The sequence below is a fragment of the Paenibacillus sp. LHD-38 genome, from assembly GCF_031157315.1.
In the GTDB taxonomy this organism is placed as follows: Bacteria; Bacillota; Bacilli; order Paenibacillales; family Paenibacillaceae; genus Pristimantibacillus.
On record NZ_JAVIFU010000024.1, the window covers coordinates 44,195 to 69,031 of the forward strand.

The following is a 24,837-nucleotide window of genomic DNA, read 5'->3' on the forward strand; positions in this document are numbered from 1 at the left end:
TTTATTTTGGGCAAACGGCGCATGCCGTTACGTTTTGGAAGGACTAGCATTATGTTGTTCACATAAACACAAAAAAATCCATGTCAAGCGACATGGACTTTACAAATCTTGCTTATTTCGATTGACCGCGGTAATCGGAGGGAGTAACGCCTGTCACTTTTTTAAATACGCGGCTAAAGTAGTTAGGGTCGTTGTAACCGACCTCGAAGCAAACTTCCTTGAGACTTAGCTGGCCTGTTGCCATTAATGCTTTCGCCTTATCGATACGAAGCGCTGTCACAAAATCGATAAAGGTGGTCCCAACCTGTTGTTTGAAAATTTTACTGAAATAGTGGGGATTAAGGTGGACGGAATCAGCCACCTCTTCAAGTGAAAGATCATCTGTAAATCTCTCTTGAATGTATTTTTTTGCTCGATCCAGGACGGTCTGCGTTTGCTGCTCCCGCTGCTCTCGAATGCGCTGCATTGCCGATAGCACATAGGCTTCGGGAACGGTTTCCGTTTGTGAAAGCTGGATATCCCTGCTTCTTATTGAGTGACCGGTTCCTTGTTTTAATTCATCGAAATGGCATATATTCCCACGTTCATTTAAATAATTAGATGCAAACACCGCTTCGAAATAGGATTTGCGAAGTCCTTCCGCACCTGAGCGTGTCTGACCGATTCCGATCATAATATCAACCTCCAGCTGACGTGCAGCTATCGCACTCAGCTCTTCACCCATGGTATGCACAGCTTCTTTCCAATCCGCATCGGTGTGGAAGGACGCTTTGTTAAGAAAGATTGCCATATGGCGATCGATCAAGGAACTGACGATACTGCTCTTTACACAGGTTTTGACAAAGCTTCGAATGGTATCGTAGGTTTTTTGCTTATTTTCTGTTTTCACCTGCTCGGGAAAGGCGATTACGATGGCGCAGCCATGCTCGAGTGAAAAGCTCAACCATTCTGATATTTGCATAATATCGGTATAAGTCACCGTATCGACCATAAACATCATCGCGAGCTCATTTTCTGCCAAAGGCATCAGCTGGGACAGTTTATGTCGGAGCTCGAGTTCATCGGAACGCTTCCGCTTTTCTTGCTCCAGCTCCTGAATAAGCTGTTGAAGTGTAAGGACGATTTGCTCGCGCTTGGCTGGTTTGACAAGATATTCTTTTACGCCAAGTGAAAGCGCCTCTTTGGCATAAGCAAAATAATCATAGGCGGTGACCAGGACGAATTTGGTATCCGGCAAGTTTAATTTTATTTCTCTTATGGCGTCTAAGCCCTGAATCCCTGGCATATTTACATCCATCAAGATAATATGAGGGCGATGCTCCTCGGCCCGTTCAATTGCGATGCGTCCGTTCTCAGCATGTATGATTTGAAACGTATTTGGCAGCATCCGCGCAATGATCCATTCTAATCCTTCGCGCTCAAGCGCCTCGTCATCCGCGATTAACAGTCGGTACATGGTTATGTTCACCGTCCTTACCGGAAGGAATCCGAATGATGATCTTCGTTCCTTCGCCAAGTTTGCTTTCAATACTTACGAGCCCGCTCACGCCATAAAATAATTGGAGACGTTTAAATACGTTTTTTGTGCCAAGTCCGGCAGATTGTTTGTTTTCAGTCTCAGCCTCGAGCCGGAGCAAGGCTTGACGAACCTCATCGCTCATGCCGTTGCCATTGTCTGAAACCGAGATGTATACGCCGTCCGCGTCTTGTGTAATCTCAAGCCGAATGACAGCATCCTTCTCCATGCGTTCAATACCATGCAAAAAAGCATTTTCTACGATAGGCTGAAGCGTTAACGCAGGGATCGGCTGCTGCAGCGCGGATGGATCGATGTCCATTTCGAGCTTGATCCGTTCGCGAAAACGTGCTTGCTGAATAATGAAGTATTCCTTGACATGCTCAACCTCGTCCTCCAATGTGACCGCATGGGCGAGATTACGCAAATTGTACCGCAGCAGATTAGACATCGAGATGATGAGATCGCTCGTTTTTTCTGCGCCTTCTATGAGCGACAGCTTCGACAATACATTTAGCGTATTGAAGAGGAAGTGAGGATTAATCTGGCTTTGCAGCGCTTGAAGCTCCAATGCTTTGACAAGGCGGTCTTTCTCCAGGCTTTCTTTAACCTTCTCGATCATTTCGAGCAGGTCACCCGACATTTGTTCGAATGCGCCGGCAAGCAGACCCAGCTCGTCTTTAGCAGGATAGGTAAGTGCATTATGTTGTAAATCGCCCTTGGAAATTTGTTTCACGCGCGAGACAAGCCTGCTGACAGGAACGGTTATGCTTCTAGAAATCCAGACGGCAAGCAGAATGCTGAGCAACGTGTTGATGATGAAGACAGCGGCTCCAAGCAGGTACATGGTTTTATTTTCTGCTTGAATTTTCTTGTATATTGGTTGATAAATACTTAACTCCAGATCGACGAGCTGCTGCTCATCCTCTCTAATGAAACCGGCTGTTTTCTCCGCTTTCTCATAATGGTCTAATGATGTTAATAAGGTCTCGGCAGTTACTGCCTTAAAGGCTGCTTCCTCCTGCTCAATAAACGTATCTAACATATGATTATAGCTCGTTAATTTTGCAGAGTGGAGGGAGGCATCTGAATGGTCTTGCAGCATAACGCGAAGTTCCGTCAGCTTGTTCAAACTGTTCAAAAACAGCTCGTAATTACTGTCATCCGGGTTAAGTAAATAGGTATGAAGCGCGCCAAGGTTACGCTCTACCGTTTGTATAGATTCATTGTACAAGAGAAGGCGGTCCATCATTTGATTATAGCTTTGCTGGACCAGTTTTCCGCTTTGAAATAAAAAGAAAGTAACGGAGTTGACAAGAAGAACGAGTAAAGGGATAAAGAGGAGCAGCTTGGTGCGTATGGTCATGAGCCCGTTTCTCCCGTCTCGTTTTTTAAAGTTGGCTGATCCATCACCTTGATCTTCGTAAAATGCTGCTCGGGGAGCTTCTTCCCTTGGAAAAAATCATTCAGCAGCGTGATGGCATCGTAACCCATATCATAGGGCTGCTGGACGATGGTCGAATGAATTTTGCCGCTCGCGATTTGCATTAGCGTCTCTTGCAGTGCGTCAAATGCGAAAATTTGCGGGCCGTTTGGCCGCAGCCGCTCGACCGCATCTGCTATGCCGATGCCATCTAGTGCGCTAAGTCCCACCATATACTCTAAGTTCGGATATTGAATCAGCAGCTTCTCTGTTTCCCCGGTTGCCTGCAGGCGGGAGATATCGGATGAACGGACGTCAACGAGCGAGAGCTCTGGAAACCGGCTGATCACCGAACGGAAGCCTTCCAGCCGGAGCTGTTGATTAGGGGCCAGCTCGTTCCCGATCATGACAGCGACGCTGCCCCGGTTTTCTGCCGCTTTGGCAACCAGCTCACCCATTGTTTTTCCTGCATCCGCATTATTCGTACCTACGTAAGACAGACGTTTGCTAGTTGGTTCATCCGTATCGACGGTTATGACGGGAATCCCTTGGCTTACCGCTTGATTAATGATAGCCACCGATTGCGGATCATTCATTCCTTGCACCAATACTGCATCCGCTTTGGCAGAGATTGCTTTTTCGAGGAGCTTTATTTGCTCTTGCGGGTCAATGCGAATCGGGCCCTCATATTCAAGCTGCATGCCATATTTAGCGGAAGCGTCTATTGCGCCTTGTTCAATCGAGCGCCAATAAGGATTGTCCAGCTCCTGCGATATCAGTATGACATGATGCATCGCTGCTTGGCTGGAATCATCGGAGAGGATTGGTTGAATGAGCTGCCGAATGCGCATCGTGGATAAGTAAAAGCAGGCAAGCAAGCTGATAAAAATAAGAAGAAGGATCGCGATGGTGATATTCCATTTTCGATGGGACATGTTACAGCTCCTTATAACGTTCAGATCTATTGGATTATTATACAAGAACCTTTTTACAATCCAAAATTCGCACCTAACAATCATAGTTATAAGCGGTATAGTGTGCCTTAAAAACCTTAGAAGCTTCCTTTTTCATTTCATTAGGACGCTATTTAAATTAATTTTTAAGTTAATCAATATATTTTAAAACATGCGATAAGAAAGTAATAGTTGACAAAATAGTGGGTGGAGGCGTATTCTTGTTACGAAATAGTTGTTTTATAGTTTATTATTAACTTTTAAATTAACTTAAGTGAATGTGAAACAAACAAATGACAAATGAGAGGTTGCGTGATGTAAATGGTTACCAATACAGTACATGCTTCACAGGTTAGCATTCCCCGGGCTGAATATCCTCGTCCCGATTGGCAGCGGGCGGATTGGCTGAATTTAAACGGAGTTTGGTCCTTTGCGTTTGATCACGAAGATCAAGGATTGGCTGCTGATTGGCATAAATCCAAAGGACAGTCCCTTTCATCCGAAATTACGGTTCCTTTCTCATGGTCAAGCTCATTGTCCGGCATCGGCAGCAATGACAAAGGAATTGCCTGGTATAACAAAGAGGTGGAATGGGCGCCTGTGTCTGCGGATTCCAGATTATTTATCCGTTTCGGCGCGGTTGACTATAAATCAGACATTTGGGTGAATGGTACAGCAATCGGCTCGCATTCAGGAGGCTACGGTACTTTTGAATTTGATGTAACCGATGTCTGGTCCTTCGACGACATCAACTCGATTACAGTTCGAGTCGAAGACTTCGACCATAGCTATCAAGGTCGAGGCAAGCAGGGCTATGGTGAAATCCGCGGCATATGGCAGCCGGTGTGGTTGGAAGCCCGTCCGCAAAACTATGTGCGCGATTCGAAGTTTACAACGAGTATCGACGGCATGATTCAAGTTACTACGACGGTTGTTGCGCAGAAAGCAGGAAAGGCGGAGCTTTCGTTTATTTTCGCAGAAGGAGCCGTTACACATAAAACGGAAGCAGAGCTGACAGAAGGAAGCAATGTCATTCAAGCTGCCTTCGTTATTGCCGAGCCTAAGCTTTGGAGCCCGGAATCGCCTTATTTGTATGAAGGCGAGGTTCTATTGACCAGCAATGGGCAATATGATTCCATCAGCACCTATTTTGGCGTTCGCGAGATCTCGACAGCAATCGTTGGAGATCGCAGCTACCGCTGGATTACGCTAAATGGCAAGCCTGTTTACTTAAACGGAACACTGGATCAATCGTTCCACCCGACCGGATTTTTTACTTATCCGTCCGATCAAGAGATGCAGGATGAAATCTACCTTATGAAGCGCCTGGGCTTGAACTTTGTGCGTATCCATATTAAGCCTGAAGAACCACGCAAGCTTTACTGGGCGGATAAGCTGGGTATTTTGGTCATGGAAGACATGCCTTGTTTCTGGGGAGATCCGGATGAGCAGGCAAGACAATCCTATGAAAGCGAAGCGCGGGAAGTTATTGACCGGGATTATAATCACCCGTCGATATTCTCTTGGGTCATGTTCAATGAGACCTGGGGCCTCAAGACGGACAGCGCGGCGTCTTCGCTCACGACAGACGTCACGCATCCGAATAATTACTTGCCGCAAACGCAGGAATGGGTTCGCTCCATGTATCATTGGGCAAAGCAGGTTGACCCTACCCGCATAGTGGAAGACAATTCGCCTTGCAACTATGATCATGTCGAATCCGATCTCAACACCTGGCATTTCTACATCAATGGCTACAATGAACTTCGCAGCCATGTAACCGAAGTAGTGGAAAAGACGCATGTCGGCTCAACCTTCAACTATATCGGCGGCAACGAGCAATCGGATGCACCGTTAATGAACAGCGAATGCGGCAACGTATGGGGGATTGAAGGCGGGGCAGGCGAAAGCGACTTGGCTTGGCATTACCGCTATATGATGAACGAATTCCGTCGTCATGATAAAATGTGCGGTTTCGTATTCACCGAGTTCCGCGATGTTGTTAATGAATATAACGGATATTACCGTTTGGATGGAACGGATAAACATTTTGGCTATGAATGGTTTGTGCCAGGCATGACGGTGGCTGATTTGCATTCGCCGGATTTTGTCGTCATAGACGCTCCTCCTTGCCAGACATTGAAAGCAGGCGCCAATGTGACGTTGGAGCTTCTTCGTTCCAGCTTCTCTGATCGTTACCATGGTCAATCGCTTCAGCTTGCTTGGGAGCTTTGGTATGATAATTTAGGCTCGCGTGTCGTGCATGATTTCGGTAATCAAACGGTGGAGTGGAACGGCTATGGCGTAGACTCATTAACGTCGCTTAACTTGCTGATGCCTCAGCAGGATGCGGTAGCGGTGCTCGCGGTTCGTCTTTTGACGCCTCAAGGCGTAACGGTTACTCGCAACTTCATCACGTTTGACGTGCGCGCCGGCAAAGTTAACGGCACATATGCAACAGATGGCAATGTCGTCAGCGTACCAGTGGCCAGCTTCTCTGACAGCGAATGGGCATACAGCTGGAACGCGCTGCAGGAGCAAAAGGCGAATGGCGGAGAGACGGGTCATTTCACCTACGACATACAGCTCCCGGCTGTCACGGAGCAAGCAGCAATCTATGACATCGAGCTCATCTTTGAAGCTAGCTCCAAAAGGCTGCTGAAGCGTAATTTGGAAGGCGGCATTCAGAAAAAGCTGGATATCTCCTTTATGCATGGTGCATTAGATGAGCCGGAGTATAACATGAACACCTACTATATGACGGATTCAAAGCGCCATGAAGGAAAACTCAATGTCATCATTGACGGTGAGCAGGTAGAAACAATCATACTCAGCGATAATCCAGCCGATAGCCGAGGCGTGTTATCCTGGCATTATCAAGCAGTTAGCAATAAGCTGGAGGAAGCGGGCTCTTACGGCTACCTCTGCAAGGTTCTTCTGCCTAGCACACTCACAGCGAAGCTGAATGCAAGCCGAAGCTTTAAGCTTCAATTGGCTGCCGAGGATGGCGGATTGGCGCTTTATGGACGCAATGCGGGCCGTTACCCAATCGATATTATCGTTCACAGCAAATAATCCTTAAAGAAAGAGGCAGCTGCGACTAGCTGTCTCTTTTCTTATAGGTTCACCGGTATAAAAAGTTACGATTTTGTTAACGGATAGAGTGAAAATGAACGAATAGGATCGTGTAAAATAAAAGGAGAAAATAAAGGGGGTACATAGAGATGAACGTTCCTGCTGGCGTTTGGATTTTTTCAGGTATTATCGTTGTATTGCTCACGTGGCTGACCTTATGGGTTACAAAAAAAGCTTATTCCAAAAAGTGGGATGAATCCGATCAGTAATTTATAATTGCGAGATTTCAAATAAATAAATGGGACAACAGACTTTTTGGCTAAACGGCTAAAAAGTTTTTTTGCAAATATAAGAAAGTATAAATTTTAAAGTTATACTATGCTTATATTTCACCGCGAAACGAGCTTTTGCCGCCAAGGACGGCGTCAGCCGTTTGCGCTTGTTTCATTTTATTGGTCATATAATAACGTTGGAAATTCGTGTATAATGTGGGTATTATTTTTGAAGGAGCTGCCTATTGTTGAACGCAAATGTTTATGAACCATCGCTTGTACATAAGAAAGAAGGGCGCTATTATGCGCTGTCGCTTATTTTTAGCATTTTCGTATATTTAGGATTGTTCTTTTCTATTATTTTTATGTTCCTGATTCCCGTACTGATTTTATTGCCGTTATTTGCGCAAGCGATTATGATGGCGAACATTCGGATCAACGGTGTACGAATAACGCCTCGACAGTTTCCGGAGGTATTCGCAATCGCGCAAGAGCAATGTGCCAAGATGGGTTTTCCGGTTGTTCCAGATTTATACGTGATGGAATCGAGCGGGGTATTGAATGCATTCGCTTCGCGGTTTTTTGGACGTAATATGGTAGTGCTTTATTCCGACTTGTTTGAGCTGATCCAATCGGGCGGCGAGAAGGAGCTGGCTTTCGTGATCACGCATGAGCTGGCACACATCAAACGCAATCATATGACTAAACAGCTGTTTATTATTCCGGCAATGTGGCTGCCTTTTCTTGGGGAGGCCTATTCTAGGGCATGCGAGTATACATGCGATCGCATGGCGGCTTATTTTATTCAAGACGCAGAAGCCGCGATGAACGGGCTTACGGTATTAGCGATAGGAAAAACGCTCTACAAGCGGGTCGATCGCGAAGAGTATTTAGTGCAAAGCAGCTATGAGAAAGGCTTGTTTGTTTGGTTAGCGGAGAAGCTTTCGACCCATCCGCCTTTGCCGAGGCGTATCCATGCGGTTCAGTCTTTTACAGGTCAAGCTTCCAGCATTGTTTTTCCATCATCGCGAATTGGAATGATCATCGCGCTGGTAGCGGGAGTTGTTCTAATCGGATCGATCTCTATCGGGGTTATATTCTCCAAATCGATAGCTACCTTTATTAGCACGATTGCCGAGACATCATCAGACGAAGAGCTTCTTGCCGCAGCCTCAGAGGCTGATCTGGAACGCGTAGAATCGTTGCTGACTTCAGGCATAAGTCCGAATGCTGCGGACGAGGAAGGATGGACGGCTTTAATGTGGGCGGCTCAGTTGAATGATACTGCCATGGGTACAACGTTAATAAAAGCAGGAGCCAGTCTTGATTTAGTGGAGCAAAACTATGAAGAAACGGCTTTAACGATTGCCTTATATAACGGAAGCGCGGATATGGTCATTCTGCTGCTTGACGAAGGCGCTAACCCGGATTTACAGGACAGCTCGGGCTGGACACCGTTAATGACTGCTGCCAGCAAAGGCGAAATAGATTTCGTTAAGCTGCTGCTTGAAGCAGGGGCAGATCCTTTAATATCGGATGATACGGGTTATACAGCTGCGGACTACGCATTGGAATATGGTTTCGAGGAGCTTGCATTGCTGCTTGAAGAAATAGGGGAGCAGATATGAAAAAAAAGAAGCTTGATTGCTCAAGCTTCTTTCTTTTATGTATGTATTTGCTATTATTTAATAGGGTGGTCGGGACGACACGATTTGAACATGCGACCCCCTGGTCCCAAACCAGGTGCTCTACCAAGCTGAGCTACGTCCCGTAAAAAAAGTGGTGCCGTCGAGAGGACTTGAACCCCCAACCTACTGATTACAAGTCAGTTGCTCTACCAATTGAGCTACAACGGCACGTCTTATTCGTTAAACACAAGATGTATTATTGCACAGAACCCAATATAATTGCAAGAGTTTTTTTAAAAATAATTTCAAAAGGGTGAGTGGGATGAAAATCATATTGGCTCCTGGTTCCTTTATGGGCTCAGGGAACGCCTTTCAAATGATACAAGCCATGGAAGCAGGCATCCGTGCGGTACATCCGAATGCGGAGTTGGTTCAGCTTCCAATGGCTGACGGCGGTGAAGGGACGATGGAAATTTTGGTTCGCGCAAGCGGAGGCTTTTTTATAGCGGTGACAGTCCGTGATCCGTTAATTCGATGGATCGAAGCGAGATACGGCGTACTGGGAGACGGATCGTGCCGGGTCCATGTACGATAGAAGAAGCAATGAGTCATTCCGAGGAATGGATGCAAGAGCGGATCTCGCATATTTTTAGTCTTTTATAGTTTTTGTTTTGGGAAGCAAAAAGAAGCAGCTCCGCGATGCAGGAGCTGCTTCTTCATTTTCTGTTATTTAAGCGGTTTCGCCTTCCATGCTCTCTTCAAACTGCTGAATGAGCATTTCAACCTTACGGATCCGATTTTTGCTTGTTTCACGGATAATGAACTTATAATTTTCGTAAAAGTGCTCTTTGCCCGGTTTTGGATCGGGAACTTGACTGTACAACCAGCCGCCAACCGTATCCACATCTTCTTCCTCGAAGTTCATGCCGGTCAGATCGCTCAGCTCGCTAAGGGATACCTTACCGTCGAGCAGGTAGCAGTTGTCTGCCAGCTGTTCGATTTCCTTGCGTTCGTCAGCATCGAATTCATCTCGAATCTCACCGACGATTTCTTCCAAAATGTCTTCGATCGTAATCAGGCCGGAAGTGCCGCCGTATTCATCAACGAGGATCGCGATATGGACGCGTTCGAGCTGCATACGTTTAAGCAGCATTTTGACCGGTGTAACCTCGGACACGCTAAGTACGGGATGTACAAGCTTTTTGAAATCTAAATCACGGTCTGTTTCATATTCTAGGAAAAGCTGTTTCGTGTTTATCATGCCCACGATGTTATCCTTGCTCTCAAGCGCGACCGGGAAACGCGTATATTGTTCTTTCCGTATGATTTCCATGTTTTCGGATAACGATTTGTTTGTGAATAAACAGATCATATCGGTGCGGGGCACCATAATTTCTTTGGCTAACAATTCATCAAATGCGAAAATGCGGCTCACGTAGCCATACTCTGTATTGTTAATCTTTCCGCTTTGGTAGCTTTCGTTAAGAATAATTTGAATTTCTTCCTCCGAATGCGCTTCTTCATGCTCTGTGGCAGGCTTTAAACCGAACAGGCGAACCAGTGCGTTAGCCGAGCCGTTAAGCAACCAAATGAAAGGGTATAAAATTTTGTGGAACAAAATGATCGGTTTTGCGGTTAAGAAGCTGATAAACTCCGCTTTTTGGATTGCCCAGGTTTTTGGCGCGAGCTCTCCGACAACGACGTGCAGGAATGTTACCGAAATAAATGCGATGAAAAAGGATAGAATATGACTAATGTCATCATTTATTGCCAAACGCTCAAACAAGGGTAAAAGCATTTTTTCAACTGTCGGTTCTCCCAGCCAGCCAAGCCCTAGTGCTGTTATGGTAATACCTAATTGGCAGGCTGACAAGTAGGCATCCAGATTACTCGTAACCCGTTGAACGGCAAGCGCGTTCTTCCGGCCCTCAAGCACTAACTGATCGATCCGACTGGAGCGAAGTCTAATGATGGCGAACTCCGTTGCGACGAAAAAAGCAGTTAATAAAATAAGAAGAGCAATCATGAATAAATTGAATCCTATACCCATTTTCGTTTCTCACTACCCTTTTATATTTATATTTTTGTATTCTTATGATCTACTATAACGAATGATTACAGCTTATGACAAACGCCGTATCCAACGGTAACAGCCTTTTATGCGCTTTTAGAGCGATTTTACGAGATGGAAAAGCTTATTCTCATTGATTTTCGAGCCTTTACAAGTATCATTCTCCGGCATATGATGAGTTCATATGAACTTATAATATAAGAATGTATGAAGAAAGCGCGAGGAGGAACGGAAATGGAGTCCTTTACGCTTACTCGAAAAGAGATGGCATGCTTGCTGCACTCCTTGGATGGAAAGCATAATCAGAAGCCGCTGCAGGTGCTGCAAGCCGCATGGACCAAAACGCATCAATACGATTTGGAGAAGGGCGCGGGATTGCCTGCATTTCTGTCTACGCTGCTGCCTCCAATTATTGAGAAGCTTATAAAAGGCAATGAGTTGAAAGGCTTCTCGCTTCATGAGATTGCTGCGCTCGGCCAGTTAATCGAATATTCCAATCTGTCGATTACATCCATGCAAAATTGGGTAAAGCGAGATTTTAAACCTTATTTCGATTGTCCGAAAGCCGGAAAAAAATATTCTCTAAATCAAGCCGCATTATTATTCATTATTGATGATTTAAAGTCAAATCTTGATTTTGAATCTATTCGCAAGCTATTTGAGATCGTATTTAAGAAGCCAGAGGACGAAATGGATGATTTAGTCGGTCCTTTAGAATTATATGCATCTTACACCAGTATGTTTGAAGAGCTGGATGCGAATAACGATCAGCTTCTCGATATATCCGGTCATTTGAAGGAGAATCCGCATCAGGATTTATTGACGGAGCAGGCCATTCGTTTGTCTGCGAATCAATTTGCGAACAGGCTGCCGAATCTAACAGAGAATCAATGGGAGGCCGTGCGCAATATTTTGCTGATCTCGGTCATTTCGATACAAACGTCCTATTTTCATTCCTTGTCGAGACGTTATTGTAATGCGACTTTGTTTCTAAGTCCCGAATAAATTAGTTCTATATAAAGCTAAATAAGCTATCCGCCTCCTGTGGCTGGGTAGCTTTTTTGCTTTTTTAGAGAGACCGAGGAGAGAATGACGGATGGATTCAAAGGCATGGTTGGGGAGAACGGGAATTTGATCAGCGTATATACGGTCATTCTGAACTACTCGAACGACACCATGAACGAGCGCTTAACCCATGACGCGAGTATCACTCAGAACAATTTGAATAAGGATGTATCCAGCGCAAACATTATTGTGCTCGTCAATGTTATTTTGCTCGCTGTGCTGCCGGCCATCATGATTTCAGGCTCCTCGCAGGATTTGAAGGAGAAGGCGTCTGTATTTAAGTTATAAACAAAATAACCATATAAAGGACGATTAGCCGTGAGCTGATCGTCCTTTGTTGCTATTTCTGCCTGCTGCTTCGTAAAGAAAAAAGGATAAATCTGCAATATGACGAAATAAAACGAATGGTATTACCGATATCTATATCAATGACATAACGTCCATAGGAGAAAAAATGAGCGAATTGAATTTTCAAGTTAATTTACAAGGCATGATTGAGCTTCTATCGAAGCATTTATATGCAAATCCCGGCGTTTTCGTAAGGGAGCTTCTTCAAAATGGCGTAGATGCCGTAACCGCACGCAAACGGCTCGGTCATCGCTTTGATTCCCGCGTAAGCGTGGAGTTATACGCTTCGCGGACGATTGCCGTTCATGACAACGGAATCGGTTTATCGGAGCAGGAGATCCATCGTTTTCTGGCCCAAATCGGCAGCACCTCAAAGCGAGAGGATCTCGATTCGGCAGATGATTTCATTGGACAATTTGGCGTAGGCTTGCTGTCTTGCTTCGTTGTTAGCGGAGAGATTGTAGTCATTACACGATCCGCGCTGGAAGGCGATACTCTCGAATGGAGAGGCCGTTCTGACGGGACCTATACGATACGTAAGCTTGAAAAAGATGCGCCAATTGGCACTACCGTATTTTTGACCTGCAAGGAAGGCTATGAGGAATACTACGAATGGGATAGCATGTCGGATTTAATGACACATTACGGCCAATTTCTGCCTGTCCCTATTCAGTTATCCGAAGGGAAAAACGAGATTATTGTCAATGAGGACACGCCTCCATGGGCGATGAGCATGAAAGAAGCGTTGGTTTACGGGGAGTATCATATGTATCAGAACTTCCTAGACGCGATCCCATTAAAATCAGGCATGGGCGAGCTGGAAGGCGTAGCCTATATTTTGCCTTATGCAGTCAGCTTGCAAGCGGAGAAGAAACATAAGGTTTATGTGAAGCGAATGCTGCTCTCGGATCAAATTCATAATATGCTGCCGGAATGGGCATTTTTCGTAACTTGCATCATGAATACGAATGGTCTCAAGCCGACGGCGTCCCGTGAAGCGTTTATGGAAAATGAGCTGTTCCACAGCGTAAAAGATGAGCTTGGCGAATGTATTAAGCGGCATATGATTATGCTTTCAGAAACGGATCCCAACTTGTTCGAGAAAATAATTAGAATTCATTATTCATCCATCAAAGCCATGGCCTCCCAGGATGATGAACTGTACCGCTTGTTCATTCGATTCTTAACGTTCGAGACTTCGTATGGGGAGATGAAAATGGGCGATATATTGGCGAAGAGCCGGAATATCGTCGTTTCTTCTACGCTTGATGAATTCCGCCAAGTTGCCCGAGTGGCAAAGGCACAGGATGTCATGGTTATTAACGGCGGGTATGTGCATGACTTTGAACTGGTGCGCAAGCTTTCCGAGCTGGATGAGAATATTGAAGCACTCGTCCTTGATCCGATTAACTTCTCGAATTTTTTTATCACTATCGATCAAACGGATCAGCAGAGTGCAGCAGCGTTTTTGGAGCTGTCTGATCGGCTGCTTGCGCCGTTTCAATGCAGGAGTGTGCTGAAACGCTTTGAGCCTGCTGAGTTAGCAGCGCTCTATAATACAAATGATGAAGTGAATTTTCTGCGCATGGCGGAGCAAACGAAGGAAGAAGCGAATGATTTATTTTCGGAGATCATGGATATTGTCATAAACGAGCTTTATGAACAGCCTTTCGCCAGAATTTGCTACAATTTTAACAATCCGCTTATTCGCAAGGCCATTGCCTGTGACAATTCCGAAATGCAGAAGCTTTGCATTGAAACCGTATATACGCAAGCTTTGCTGCTTGGCAATTATCCGCTCGGTCCTGATGAGCTGAGGCTGTTAAATCAATCGTTTATGCAGGTGCTGGATATCGGACTCAGTCAGGCAGGTGAGCATTAAGGATGAAGCAGCGCTACAATCAGTTGCGAAACGAAGCTTGGAGTTTGCCGCAGGGCAAACAAAAGCTTGCCGTTTTGGAAGAAGTGATTCGGATTGCCGATCAATATATGACGAAAGAGGATACCTACTTCGAGCGGATGACGTATTCCGAAGCGGCGCTCGATTCCGGCTTCCAAGAAAGATTTCTTGTCTCCTTTACATGGTGCTTGACGCAGTTCGAAAAAGATCCTGGCGCTTATTCAAGTTTCTCAATCATCTGGCATTATAAATGGTTCATCAATCAAATTTGGCGCTTCCCGCAATTTGGCGCAGCCCAGATTGCGTTAATATTTGATGATTTCAAGGCAAAATGCTTACAATACGGACACAGCCTGCGTCCCTATTATCAATGCCAGCACCGCTATGCGCTCTCGAGAGGCGATTTGGAAGAGGCACAGAAGTATTACGAACTCTGGCGCAAAACAGCAAGGGACGGCATGTCAGATTGCAGAGCATGCGAACAAAATAGCTTCGGCTATTATCATTTTACAGCTGGCAGATACCGCCGCGGGCTGCAGACGATGAAGCCGATCATGGATGGCCGAATGACTTGTAAAACCATCCCTCAAAACACGTACAGCCATTTGCTTCTACCGCTCCTCGAGACCGATCAAGCAGATGAGGCGGTGAAGATGGCGAAGAAGGGTGCGCGCCTATTAAATGGTCCTGGCTTCCTGACGGAATACGGGAGCTTCCTTGCTTATTACACCGTAACGGATATTAACAAGGCGGCGAAGTGGTTTGAGAATACTATCAGCTTTGCGATGGAAACGAGGGTCGGGTGGGATCGCTTCTTGTACATGAGCTCAGCTCAAGCCTTTCTGCAATTATGGCAGCAGCAGAAGCGGCGCCGTAAGCTTAAAATTAGCAGTGAGCTTTCATATGAGCAGTTAAAACAGGAAACCGAACAGCTTGCCCTTGCTTTTGATCAAAGGAATCAAAATAATTATTGCGCCGAGCTGCTTGCGCAGAAGCTGAAGCAGGTAGAAAAGCTGAGCCGCAATTAATCCGTTTGTTGACGTATAGCGAATGGAAGTGGTTCAATTGAACGATCGGCTGCAGAGTGCTTATTTACCGTTTATTTTTGGCGAATGGTCCTCCGTATCAATTAAATAACAGAGTAACGGTAGTGAAGGAGCTGCGTTATGCTATTCGTTCTTATCGCATTGTGGGCTATTGCAGCCATCATATGGCTTTCCGATCGGAGAGCATCCGTTAATCATTGGCTGGGCGCTGTCGCGTTCAGCGGAGGAGCGGGTGCGCTTGCTGCCGTGTTGGATCTGCAATGGCTGCCTGCAGCGGCGGAAGCTGGGATGAATGAGGTTGCGCAGCAGCTGCTTTACCGTTTGCAGGCGGTCTCATCACTCATTTCGTATTATGGATTGCCCTATTCCTTCGTTTTATTCGCGATTGCGTATCGGCCTGTTCGTTTGTCTAAGCGTTTTCAGGGGCTATTGCCTTTCCTGCTGCTTGTTCCAATCGTATTATGTGTCGTATTTACTCCATTTTATACCATTTTATACCCCATCTCGTTCAAAATTGTAGTCTGGTGGGCTGTGCCTTATATTTTGTACGGGGCCGTTCAGGTTCTCTTGAAACGTCAGCTTCACGCTTCCTTTTCCCGTACGCACTGGATCATTTGCTCCGCAGTTCTTCCGCCAGTCATGTTTAGCATGGTCATGAATTACGTGCTGCCAAGCTTCGGGATGCTGCGAATGTGGGTCTATAATACGTGGATTGTCGGGCTAGGGGTTACCGTATTTGTTATTGCGTTGTTTACATACGGATTCATGGGTGTGCGCGTCAATATCGATCGCCGGAGATATGATTCCACGCTTAGAGCGGTCACGTCAGGAACGGCTATTCTCAATCACGCAATCAAGAATGATGCTGGGAAAATGCGGCTGTTCTCAGAGAAGATGAAGGCTTATGCGGTTGCTACGGATCAGCAAGAACTGCTTGCCGACATTGAAACGGTGCTAAACGCTTCACGCCACATGCAGGAGATGCTTCAACGAGTCCATCGGCGTACGGAAGATCTGGTGCTGCGAGTCGAGCCTGCGGATTTGGCAGCGCTTATCGAGCAGACTATAAAGGGATACGAACCTGTACTTGGCCAAATTAAGCTGAGTACTTCCCTCAGCCAAGGTTGGATCTGTCGCATTGATCCAGCGCAAGTGAGCGAAGCTTTAGGCAATATCGTTGCCAATGCCCTTGAAGCGATGAAGGATAAAGGTGAGTTGTTTATCCAATTAAGCGAAACGAAACGTGAGCTTATCATCGAAATAAAAGATTCAGGCCCTGGAATGAGCAAGAGTGAAATGACCAAGGTTCTCGAGCCCTTCTATACGACCAAAAGCGGCAGCGATACGAATTTTGGCCTAGGGCTGCCCTATGCCTATCATGTCATGCGAAAGCATAAAGGCTTTCTCAATCTTAGAAGCAAGCCGGAGGCCGGGACATCTGTTTATTTGACTTTCCCTAAACGAGCAGTCCAAGCAGGAAAATCAGAATCAGAATAAATTCATGAAGAGGGGAGGGAAACAAATGGATAATATTCGGGTATGGATTGTAGAGGATGACCTTGATTGGCTTCGCGGTCTAGTTGCCTATATCGATAAGGAGCCGGATATGAAGGTCATTTGGATTGCCAGCAAAGCCGAAGACGTCAGGCAAGCCTTACAGGAGGGAATACAGCAAACCTTGCCGCCTGATGTGGTGTTGATGGATATCATGCTGGAAGGCCGTCCGGAGGGTGTTTTGCTCGCCGAGGAGGCTTCAGTTACGACTGGGGCAAAGGTTATCATGCTTACCTCGATGGAGGAAAAAGATCTTATCTTCCGCTCCTTTCAGGCGGGGGCCATAGATTATCAGATCAAATCCGATTTCGAAAGCCTGCCGAATGCGATCAGATCAGCCTCTCGAAGCCAATCGCCCATTAACGCGGCCGTTGCGGAACGCATGCGGGAAGAGTTCCGAAGGCTGAAGCAGCTTGAACGCGAATTTGAGGCAAAGAAGCTTGGTGATCTAATTACCCCGTCGGAGCTGCAGCTGCTTGATTTAATTGATCAAGGCTACACGCAGCCGCAAATTGCCGATAAGCTGGTCGTATCCATACGCACAGTCAAAAATCATGTAAATCATATTTTAAAAAAGCTGAATCTGAGCGGTTCGCGCGAAGCAGCAAATAAAGCCAAAGAAATGGGCTTATTTCATAAGAAGAATGACGAGGATAGTACCATATAAAGTTGGTACTATTTTTTTTATGCCATTTTTCACAAAATGAAGCTAAGAAGTATAACTATAAAAATGGAAAGGGAGGGCAGTCATCATGGCATTTGAGATGTTTTCGGCTGCGCATTATGCGGCATTGGCTGTATTCATCGCAGCATCTGTTTTTATCGTTATTTTCAGAAAGCAAATACGCAAGCCGAAGCTGAATCAAACCATGCGCTATGGACTGGCAATCCTGCTCCTATGCAGCGAGATTTCACTTCAGCTTTCTTACGTTATTGAGCATCGCTGGGGGATTGGCTCTCTGCCGTTCCAGCTGTGCAGCTTGATGGTGCTAATAAGCGCGTTAGTGCTGATGAAGAAACACGAAGGTTTTTATGATTTGCTGTTTTTTCTTGGAAGCATGGGAGCGCTGCAAGCCTTGTTAACGCCGAATCTAGATGAAGCTTTTCCACATTTCCGGTATTTCCACTTTTTCATTGCGCATATCGGCATCATCGGCTCCTCATTGTTCATCATGGCTGTCGAACGATACCGGCCAACCTTTCGATCGGTGCTGCGGGCTATGCTTTGGCTGCATGTCCTCGCCATACCGGCAGCAATAACAAACAGCATCACCGGCACAACGAATTTTATGTTCTTGGCGCATAAGCCAGGCACCGCCTCCTTGCTTGATATACTAGCACCTTGGCCTTGGTATTTGCTGCAGCTTGAGGTCATTGCCTTTGTTTGTTTCGTTCTGCTGTATGCAGCCGTAAAAGCACTGGATTATTGGCGGGGCAGACTTGACGGGAGAACTCAAATGAATAAAACGGAGGAAGAGAAATGAAGGAAATCGTGTATAAGCATTGGACCTCACTGCTTGGCGTTTTATTCGTCATGACTGCGTTTATTACCTTGTTCAAATATTCGGTGGAACAGGGATGGATAACGGAAGCAATGAAAATTGGCTTTGGGCTTTTAGGCGGAGCAGGCATTAGCGTTATTGGCTTAAAGCTGGCAAGCCGGGTGCCTCGAAATCCGATCGGCGAGATCATGATCGGTATGGGCGCATGTATTTTATATGCCACGTTTGCATTTGCCGGCATTTATTATCGACTTTGGGATCCCATGACGATCCTGCTTGGAATGAGTGCAGTTACGATTGGTATTTCGTTATATGCCCTCAAGTATCAAGCTAGATTGCTGATGATCATGGCTATGCTGGGTGGTTTGTTGTCTCCGCTGCTTATGCGGCCGGAAACAGATCAGGTTTTTGCTTTATTTCTATACATGCTTGTACTGAACGTCGCTTTCTTTTTTCTCAGCATAACCCGCGGATGGCATGAGCTTCGAATCATTAGCTTTATTGGCTCATGGCTGATGTATATCGTTTATTTTATCCATTATGACCCATCGACCGAAGGCTTGTGGAGCATGCCGATTCGTTATGCGTTAGCCGCGTTTCTTTTTTATACGATCGGCTTAATGATCTCCTCGTGGCGAAATAAGCTGATCTTCGAAGGGACCGATCTTTACCTTAATGGAGTTAACGGTATATTGTTTGGCTTCTGGGCATTGCTGATTTTGCAAGGCGAGGTGCCTTATGGCTACATACTTATTTTTATCGGCATTGTCTACATGCTGGTCAGCTTCGTCATTTATCAAGCAATAGCTAAGATAACTCCCTCAGCAGCCGGCTTTTTTCTAGGAGGGTTGCTGTTGCTTCTCGTCTCTTTGAGCAGTATTGGAGGCGGTTATGATTCCAAACCTTTGGTTACGGTACTGCTATGGGGCATCATTGCCGTATTTGCCGCTGCCATAGGTCATGCGAAAAGTTGGCAGCTGCTTAGCTTGGGCTCGCTTGTTACCTGGTTTGTAGTGGGCTGTTATTGGTATGTCGTGACTTGGGATACGCCTCGTGGCGAGTGGTTCGGCATGTATATTCCATTCTTGAACTGGGGAGCTTTCGCATGGATTCTGCTTGCGGCGCTTGGTTTTTATTTCTCGAGAAAGCTGATCATTCCTCAGCTTACAGATCAGGCTAATCTCATTTTGGCACGAGTTTATGCGCTGCTAGCCCATTTAATCGTAGGCGGATTGTTGACAAGACAAATCGAAAATATTTTTACAGAATATATGCCGGATTCTTCTACCGTTTACTTGGCATTGGCTTTATCCGTGTCATGGGGCTGCTATTCGCTGCTGCTCATTTTATGGGGTGCTTTTTATCGGGAGCTGCTGTTCAAATGGTTTGGTTCCGCTGTCCTGCTGATTGTTGCAATCAAAGCCATCTTTATGGATTTGAGCGGACAAGAGGCGCTTTATAAAGTAGGGGTGCTGCTGACTCTTGGAGCAATTTCGTTTTTTGTGACATGGATTAATGGGAAATGGCGTATGCGTGACGGTGAAGCTGTGAGTTTATCGGATGATGCTGCCCATGAATCATAATTCTGAATGCGATGGGGATAATGTATCTGTTCGGCTTGACTTTATGTTACTGATAATATAAAGTTACTTACATAAAGTAATTAAATTGGATGGGATATGAATTCGCATTCGATAAAATAACACCACAATTGGGAGGCAGGAAAAATAATGACATCACAAGCATTTTTGGAAGCAGTAAAAACGAGACGTACGATTTACGGGATCAGCAAAGAGTCTGTAATTTCCGATGAAAAAATCGTAGAAATCGTACAAGACGCGGTATTGCACACGCCGTCCGCATTTAACTCCCAGAGCGCGCGGGTAGTCGTGCTGCTTGGCGAAAATCATGACAAGCTGTGGGATATTACGACAAACACACTGCGGGCAATCGTTCCAGCTGATCAATTCGAACCCACCGAGCAAAAAATGGGCGCTTTCAAAAGCGGGTACGGCACGGTGCTGTTTTTCGAGGATAAGAACGTCGTTAACGGCTTAATGGAAAGCTTCCCGTCTTACGCGCAAAACTTCCCGATTTGGTCGCAGCATTCTTCAGGCATGCATCAATTCGTAGTATGGACAGCGTTAGAAAATGAAGGCTTTGGCGCTTCGCTCCAGCATTATAATCCGCTGATTGACGAAGAAGTTAAGAAAACGTGGTCATTGTCCGATTCTTGGCAGTTGGTTGCACAAATGCCATTCGGCAAACCGACAGCGGCGCCGGGCGAGAAAGCTTTCCAACCAATCGAAGAGCGCGTGAAGGTATTCAAGTAAGCTGCTTTTGATTCCTAGATTTCACCATCAAGACCGTTCCTTTTTTCTGGGAGCGGTCTTTTTTTTCGGCTTGAAGGATGAACAGCAATTACTGGTCAATGCTGGTGGAAAGCTCTATAATGGAGATGGTTTTTATGCCTGAAGCGGTAAAAGCGAGTAAGGAGTGGAATTTGTGATAAAAGCGGTTTTTTTCGATTTGGACGATACATTATACGATCAGCTACAGCCTTTTCTGATGGCGATACAGACTGCTGGCATAGGCGGGCTTTTTAGCGATAGACTGCAAATAGAAGATTTATATAAACGGTTAAGACGACATAGCGACCGTTTGTGGGAGCGGCATGTAAGCGGGTTAATGTCGCTGGAGGAGCTTCGCTTCGAACGGACCGCCGCAGCCTTTTTGGATATCGGAATAAACATATCGGAACAGACCGCCTTGCAGCTGCAGCAAAACTACGAACGGGAGCAGAAGCAAATCGCTCTGAGAGAAGGAGTGGAGCCATTATTTGAGCAGCTTGAAGCATGCGGGATTCGCATTGGCTTGATCACGAACGGTCCCGTCGAGCATCAAATGATCAAAATAAGAGCGCTTGGACTTTTGAATTGGATGGACGAACAAGCGATATACATCTCGGACGGAATAGGCATAGCGAAACCTGATCCAGAGGTATTTCACCATGTCCGTTTGCAAACCTGCTGTGAGCCGGAGCGGCTTGTTTATGTCGGTGACGCTTGGCATAACGATATTGTGCCGTCCTACCGGGCAGGCTGGAATTCCATTTGGTTAAATGGCAGATTGCAGCAGCCGCGTGCGGAGGAAAGTGACGTGGAATATATGGAATGTCGGACGATCAATGAGATAATGCCCCTCATTCCTTCCAGCGGCAAAAGTGAAACTGGCTGTTTGCTCTAAAAAAATGTACAATGAAAACCGATAAACTATAATAATTAGATCATTCGTACAAACACATAAACAGACAGCCAGGAGGATATCATGAGTATTGACCCTCGTATTATTAAGACATTATTGCAGCTTCAGCTTGCTCCAAGCTTAGATTTAAAGGTTGCTTCTAACCCGCTGCAAGCTGCTTCAGGGGTTGGCTCTGCTTCCTTTTTCGATACTCTTTTATCACAATATATGTCGGACAGCGCATCAGAGGAAGAGACGGCGGCGCAGATCTTGCCTGCGGATGCGCTTTCCCAGCTTCAATCGCTTAACGGCCTAACGAATATTTCCTATAGCAGCGAAGGGGATTCGAACAGCGCTCCATCCGCCTATGATGATCTTATCCAGCAAGCATCAGCCAAATACGGTGTCGACCCCTCATTGATTCAGGCCGTAATCAAGACCGAATCTGGGTTTAATGCGGATGCGCAGTCAGGCTCTGGAGCCAAAGGGCTGATGCAGCTCATGGACGGTACGGCCAGAGGACTAGGTGTCACCAATTCATTTGATCCCGCGCAAAATATTGATGGCGGAACTAAATATTTGTCCATGCTGCTAAAGAAATATAACGGGAATGAACAGGTTGCATTAGCGGCATATAATGCCGGTCCGGGCAGGGTTGACCGTACGGGCATTAGAACGAACGAACAGCTGATAGAAAACCTCGAATCACTTCCGGAAGAAACCCGGCGATATGTCGCTAAAGTGCTTCAAGCGAAGTGAAACGGCAGCAATAAGATCACGGTTTAGCTCACTGCCCCAAAGGCTGGAGCAATCGATGATCTTTTTCTTTTTTGCAAAGGAGGGAGTATTATTATGTTATATTTTGATCATTGCGCCTCAACTCCGCCCTACGATGAAGTCGTGCAAACGATGATGGAAGTGATGAAGTCCGTTTATGCAAATCCGTCATCCCTTCACCGTGCCGGCGCCGACGCGGATAAATTAATCGAGCGCTCGCGCTCCGTTTTTGCTGAGCGGCTGCAAGCAACGCATGGCAATTGGTTATTTACATCAGGAGGAACAGAGTCTAATAATCTGGCTATAAAAGGGGTCGCACGCCAATATGCCGGCCGTGGAAAACATTTAATAACGACTCAAATTGAACATGCATCGGTTTATGAATCGTTTGCGCAGCTCGAGCAAGAAGGTTTTCGGGTCACGTATTTACCTGTAAGCAAAACAGGGCATGTACGGATCGAGCAATTGGAAGACGCTTTGACGGAAGAAACGATTTTGGTCAGCATCATGCATGTTAACAATGAGATCGGAACCATTCAGCCTATTGAGCAAATCGGCAGGCTGCTGCAGCGTTTTCCAAAAGTAATATTTCATGTTGATGCGGTTCAAAGTATAAGCAAGCTGCCTATTCAGATTAAAGACTGGGGCATTGACTTGCTCAGCGGATCATCCCATAAGCTAAGAGGCCCTAAGGGTGTAGGTTTTTTGTTTGTTCGAGAAGGCGTTTCGCTTTATCCGATGCTTACAGGCGGAACGCAAGAGAACGGATTTCGTGCAGGAACGCAGAACGTGCCGGCCATTGTCGCTTCTGCGAAGGCGCTTCGAATGTCAATGGAGTCGATGGCGCAGCGAGAGAGCAAGATGATGCGACTGAAGCAAATGCTCGTTAAGCTTATTGGGGAGATACCTGAGCTAAAGCTCAACGGAGCAGAGCCGGCCGCCTCACATATCATACATTTCTCGTATCCGGGCATGAAGCCTGAGGTTGTCATTCATATGCTGGAGCAGCATGGTATAATGGCATCGACCAAATCGGCTTGCTCCTCGAAGGATGATAAGCCGAGCCGCGTGCTGCTGGCCATAGGCGCAAGCCATGAGCAGGCAGCAGGAGGCGTTAGAATTAGTCTAGGAGATGAACATGAGGAGCGGGATATAAGCGCCTTGGCAGCAGGCTTGCGCCACGTTGTCGAGCAGTTGAAGCCGCTTGAGAGGAGATTGATTTAATTTTGCTTTACGATCAAATTGTTCTCCGCTACGGAGATTTAATGGTAAAAGGAAGAAACCGCAATAAATTTGAAAAGAGAATGCTTGAGCAGGTAAAGCAAGCGTTAATTCCTTATGAAAATATTACTTATTTTAAATCGTTCGGACGTTTGTTTGTTAAGCTGAACGGCCACCCGTTTGAGCCGATTGCAGATCGCTTAAAAGATTTGTTCGGTATCGTATCTTTAAGCCCGGTTGTAAGCACGGAGCTGGATCTTGAGGAAATAAGGTCAGCCGCGCTTGCACTGATGCAAGCATTGCCGGAGAAGCCCGCCACTTTTAAAGTAAGCGCCAAGCGCGCGTGGAAGAAATTCCCTCATAATTCACAAGAAATGAATCACCTGGTGGGAAGCCATGTACTTCGCGCCATGGCGGATCTCAAGGTGAACGTGAAAAAACCGGATGTCGAGCTGCGCGTTGATATCCAGGAGGAAGCAGCCTATGTATTCTATGATGTTATAGAAGGCGCCGGCGGCTTTCCTTTCGCATCGAACGGCAAAGCCTTGCTCCTGCTTTCCGGCGGCATTGACAGTCCTGTAGCAGGCTGGCTGGCGCTGCGCAAAGGGCTGGAAGTAGAGGCCGTACATTTTCACAGCTACCCGTTCACCAGCGAGCAAGCAAAGGATAAGGTTGTCGAGCTGGCTAAACGGCTCTCGTATTTTAGCGGTGAGCCCATAAAGCTTCATCTGGTGCCTTTTACCGAAATTCAAACGACTTTGGTACAGGCGAAGAGCGATAATCTCATTATCACGTTGATGAGGAGAGCGATGCTGCGCATTACTGAGCAGCTTGCCGAGCGCAATGGAGCGAGCGGTATCGTTACAGGTGAGAGCCTGGGCCAGGTGGCAAGCCAAACGCTGCCGAGCATGAATGTGATTGGACGCGCAACGGATCTGCCGCAGCTTAAGCCATTAATCATGATGGACAAGCATGAAATCATTCGTTTGGCGGAGAGAATAGGCACGTTTGAAACGTCGATTTTGCCTTACGAGGATTGTTGCACGTTATTTTTGCCGAAATCGCCCAGCACGAATCCGAATCTCAGAATTGTTGAGAAGATTGAGTCGCTCATCCCGAATTATAAACAGCTGCTAGCTGCTGCCGTCGATGGAACGGAGGAGCTCCTGCTCACTCCGCAGCTTCAAACCGCCGTGCAATCTGCTGGCGAGGACAGCTGGTTTTAAATGAAATTCAACAAAAA

Annotated in this window: 20 protein-coding genes and 2 tRNA genes; 16 read left to right on the top strand and 6 right to left on the bottom strand. The window is 46.2% G+C overall.

What is annotated here, in order from left to right; all coding sequences use genetic code 11:
- Nucleotides 1-112: 112 nt before the first annotated feature.
- The 3 genes from RCO25_RS20280 to RCO25_RS20290 are packed head-to-tail and all read right to left on the bottom strand — an operon-like array spanning nt 113 to nt 3,874.
- On the bottom strand, nt 113-1,456 hold the full coding sequence (locus RCO25_RS20280; RefSeq protein WP_308997946.1) for a response regulator transcription factor: 1,344 nt from the start codon (nt 1,454-1,456) through the stop codon (nt 113-115).
- Nucleotides 1,431-2,882, bottom strand: coding sequence for a sensor histidine kinase (locus tag RCO25_RS20285; RefSeq protein WP_308997947.1), 1,452 nt, complete (start codon nt 2,880-2,882; stop codon nt 1,431-1,433). Before RCO25_RS20285 ends, RCO25_RS20280 begins: the two co-directional genes overlap by 26 nt.
- Nucleotides 2,879-3,874, bottom strand: coding sequence for a substrate-binding domain-containing protein (locus RCO25_RS20290; protein ID WP_308997948.1), 996 nt, complete (start codon nt 3,872-3,874; stop codon nt 2,879-2,881). The genes RCO25_RS20285 and RCO25_RS20290 overlap by 4 nt, the downstream gene beginning before the upstream one ends.
- Before the next feature lie 339 nt (nt 3,875-4,213).
- Here RCO25_RS20290 and RCO25_RS20295 point away from each other — a divergent pair, with 339 nt between their 5' ends.
- Both RCO25_RS20295 and RCO25_RS20300 read left to right on the top strand, forming a co-directional pair.
- Nucleotides 4,214-6,967, top strand: a complete 2,754-nt coding sequence (locus tag RCO25_RS20295; RefSeq protein WP_308997949.1) for a glycoside hydrolase family 2 protein — start codon at nt 4,214-4,216, stop codon at nt 6,965-6,967.
- Between the two features lie 520 nt (nt 6,968-7,487).
- Nucleotides 7,488-8,867, top strand: a complete 1,380-nt coding sequence (locus RCO25_RS20300; RefSeq protein WP_308997950.1) for a M48 family metallopeptidase — start codon at nt 7,488-7,490, stop codon at nt 8,865-8,867.
- 66 nt (nt 8,868-8,933) lie between these two features.
- On the opposite strand, the gene RCO25_RS20305 is transcribed toward RCO25_RS20300, so the two are convergent.
- Both RCO25_RS20305 and RCO25_RS20310 read right to left on the bottom strand, forming a co-directional pair.
- Nucleotides 8,934-9,010: transfer RNA gene (locus RCO25_RS20305), tRNA-Pro, on the bottom strand.
- Between the two features lie 9 nt (nt 9,011-9,019).
- Nucleotides 9,020-9,095: transfer RNA gene (locus RCO25_RS20310), tRNA-Thr, on the bottom strand.
- Nucleotides 9,096-9,189: 94 nt separating this feature from the next.
- Here RCO25_RS20310 and RCO25_RS20315 point away from each other — a divergent pair.
- Nucleotides 9,190-9,462, top strand: a complete 273-nt coding sequence (locus RCO25_RS20315; protein ID WP_308997951.1) for a glycerate kinase — start codon at nt 9,190-9,192, stop codon at nt 9,460-9,462.
- Nucleotides 9,463-9,597: 135 nt separating this feature from the next.
- On the opposite strand, the gene RCO25_RS20320 is transcribed toward RCO25_RS20315, so the two are convergent.
- Nucleotides 9,598-10,917 (bottom strand): hemolysin family protein, encoded by a 1,320-nt coding sequence (locus RCO25_RS20320; protein WP_308997952.1) that lies wholly within the window; start codon nt 10,915-10,917, stop codon nt 9,598-9,600.
- 255 nt (nt 10,918-11,172) lie between these two features.
- Here RCO25_RS20320 and RCO25_RS20325 point away from each other — a divergent pair, with 255 nt between their 5' ends.
- The 13 genes from RCO25_RS20325 to thiI all read left to right on the top strand — a co-directional run bounded on the left by RCO25_RS20325 (nt 11,173) and on the right by thiI (nt 24,820).
- Nucleotides 11,173-11,943 (top strand): DUF1836 domain-containing protein, encoded by a 771-nt coding sequence (locus RCO25_RS20325; RefSeq protein WP_308997953.1) that lies wholly within the window; start codon nt 11,173-11,175, stop codon nt 11,941-11,943.
- An 84-nt stretch (nt 11,944-12,027) separates the two neighbouring features.
- Nucleotides 12,028-12,291: a hypothetical protein gene (locus tag RCO25_RS20330; protein ID WP_308997954.1), complete on the top strand. Its 264-nt coding sequence runs from the start codon at nt 12,028-12,030 to the stop codon at nt 12,289-12,291.
- A 166-nt stretch (nt 12,292-12,457) separates the two neighbouring features.
- Nucleotides 12,458-14,233 (top strand): HSP90 family protein, encoded by a 1,776-nt coding sequence (locus tag RCO25_RS20335; protein WP_308997955.1) that lies wholly within the window; start codon nt 12,458-12,460, stop codon nt 14,231-14,233.
- 2 nt (nt 14,234-14,235) lie between these two features.
- A complete protein-coding gene (locus tag RCO25_RS20340; RefSeq protein ID WP_308997956.1) occupies nt 14,236-15,279 on the top strand; it encodes a hypothetical protein in 1,044 nt (347 codons plus the stop codon).
- 138 nt (nt 15,280-15,417) lie between these two features.
- On the top strand, nt 15,418-16,794 hold the full coding sequence (locus tag RCO25_RS20345) for a sensor histidine kinase (protein ID WP_308997957.1): 1,377 nt from the start codon (nt 15,418-15,420) through the stop codon (nt 16,792-16,794).
- 25 nt (nt 16,795-16,819) lie between these two features.
- Nucleotides 16,820-17,518 (top strand): response regulator transcription factor, encoded by a 699-nt coding sequence (locus RCO25_RS20350; protein ID WP_308997958.1) that lies wholly within the window; start codon nt 16,820-16,822, stop codon nt 17,516-17,518.
- A gap of 85 nt (nt 17,519-17,603) precedes the next feature.
- A complete protein-coding gene (locus RCO25_RS20355) occupies nt 17,604-18,335 on the top strand; it encodes a YwaF family protein (protein ID WP_308997959.1) in 732 nt (243 codons plus the stop codon).
- Complete coding sequence (locus RCO25_RS20360) at nt 18,332-19,936, top strand: DUF2339 domain-containing protein (RefSeq protein ID WP_308997960.1); 1,605 nt, start codon at nt 18,332-18,334, stop codon at nt 19,934-19,936. Before RCO25_RS20355 ends, RCO25_RS20360 begins: the two co-directional genes overlap by 4 nt.
- 147 nt (nt 19,937-20,083) lie before the next feature.
- The gene (locus RCO25_RS20365) at nt 20,084-20,686 is read left to right on the top strand and encodes a nitroreductase family protein (RefSeq protein ID WP_308997961.1); all 603 of its coding nucleotides are present in this window, start codon (nt 20,084-20,086) and stop codon (nt 20,684-20,686) included.
- A 172-nt stretch (nt 20,687-20,858) separates the two neighbouring features.
- Nucleotides 20,859-21,599, top strand: a complete 741-nt coding sequence (locus RCO25_RS20370; RefSeq protein WP_308997962.1) for an HAD family hydrolase — start codon at nt 20,859-20,861, stop codon at nt 21,597-21,599.
- An 81-nt stretch (nt 21,600-21,680) separates the two neighbouring features.
- Nucleotides 21,681-22,355, top strand: coding sequence for a lytic transglycosylase domain-containing protein (locus RCO25_RS20375; RefSeq protein ID WP_308997963.1), 675 nt, complete (start codon nt 21,681-21,683; stop codon nt 22,353-22,355).
- 93 nt (nt 22,356-22,448) lie between these two features.
- Nucleotides 22,449-23,597, top strand: a complete 1,149-nt coding sequence (locus tag RCO25_RS20380; protein WP_308997964.1) for a cysteine desulfurase family protein — start codon at nt 22,449-22,451, stop codon at nt 23,595-23,597.
- A 2-nt stretch (nt 23,598-23,599) separates the two neighbouring features.
- Nucleotides 23,600-24,820, top strand: a complete 1,221-nt coding sequence (gene thiI / locus RCO25_RS20385; protein ID WP_308997965.1) for a tRNA uracil 4-sulfurtransferase ThiI — start codon at nt 23,600-23,602, stop codon at nt 24,818-24,820.
- Nucleotides 24,821-24,837 lie beyond the last annotated feature (17 nt).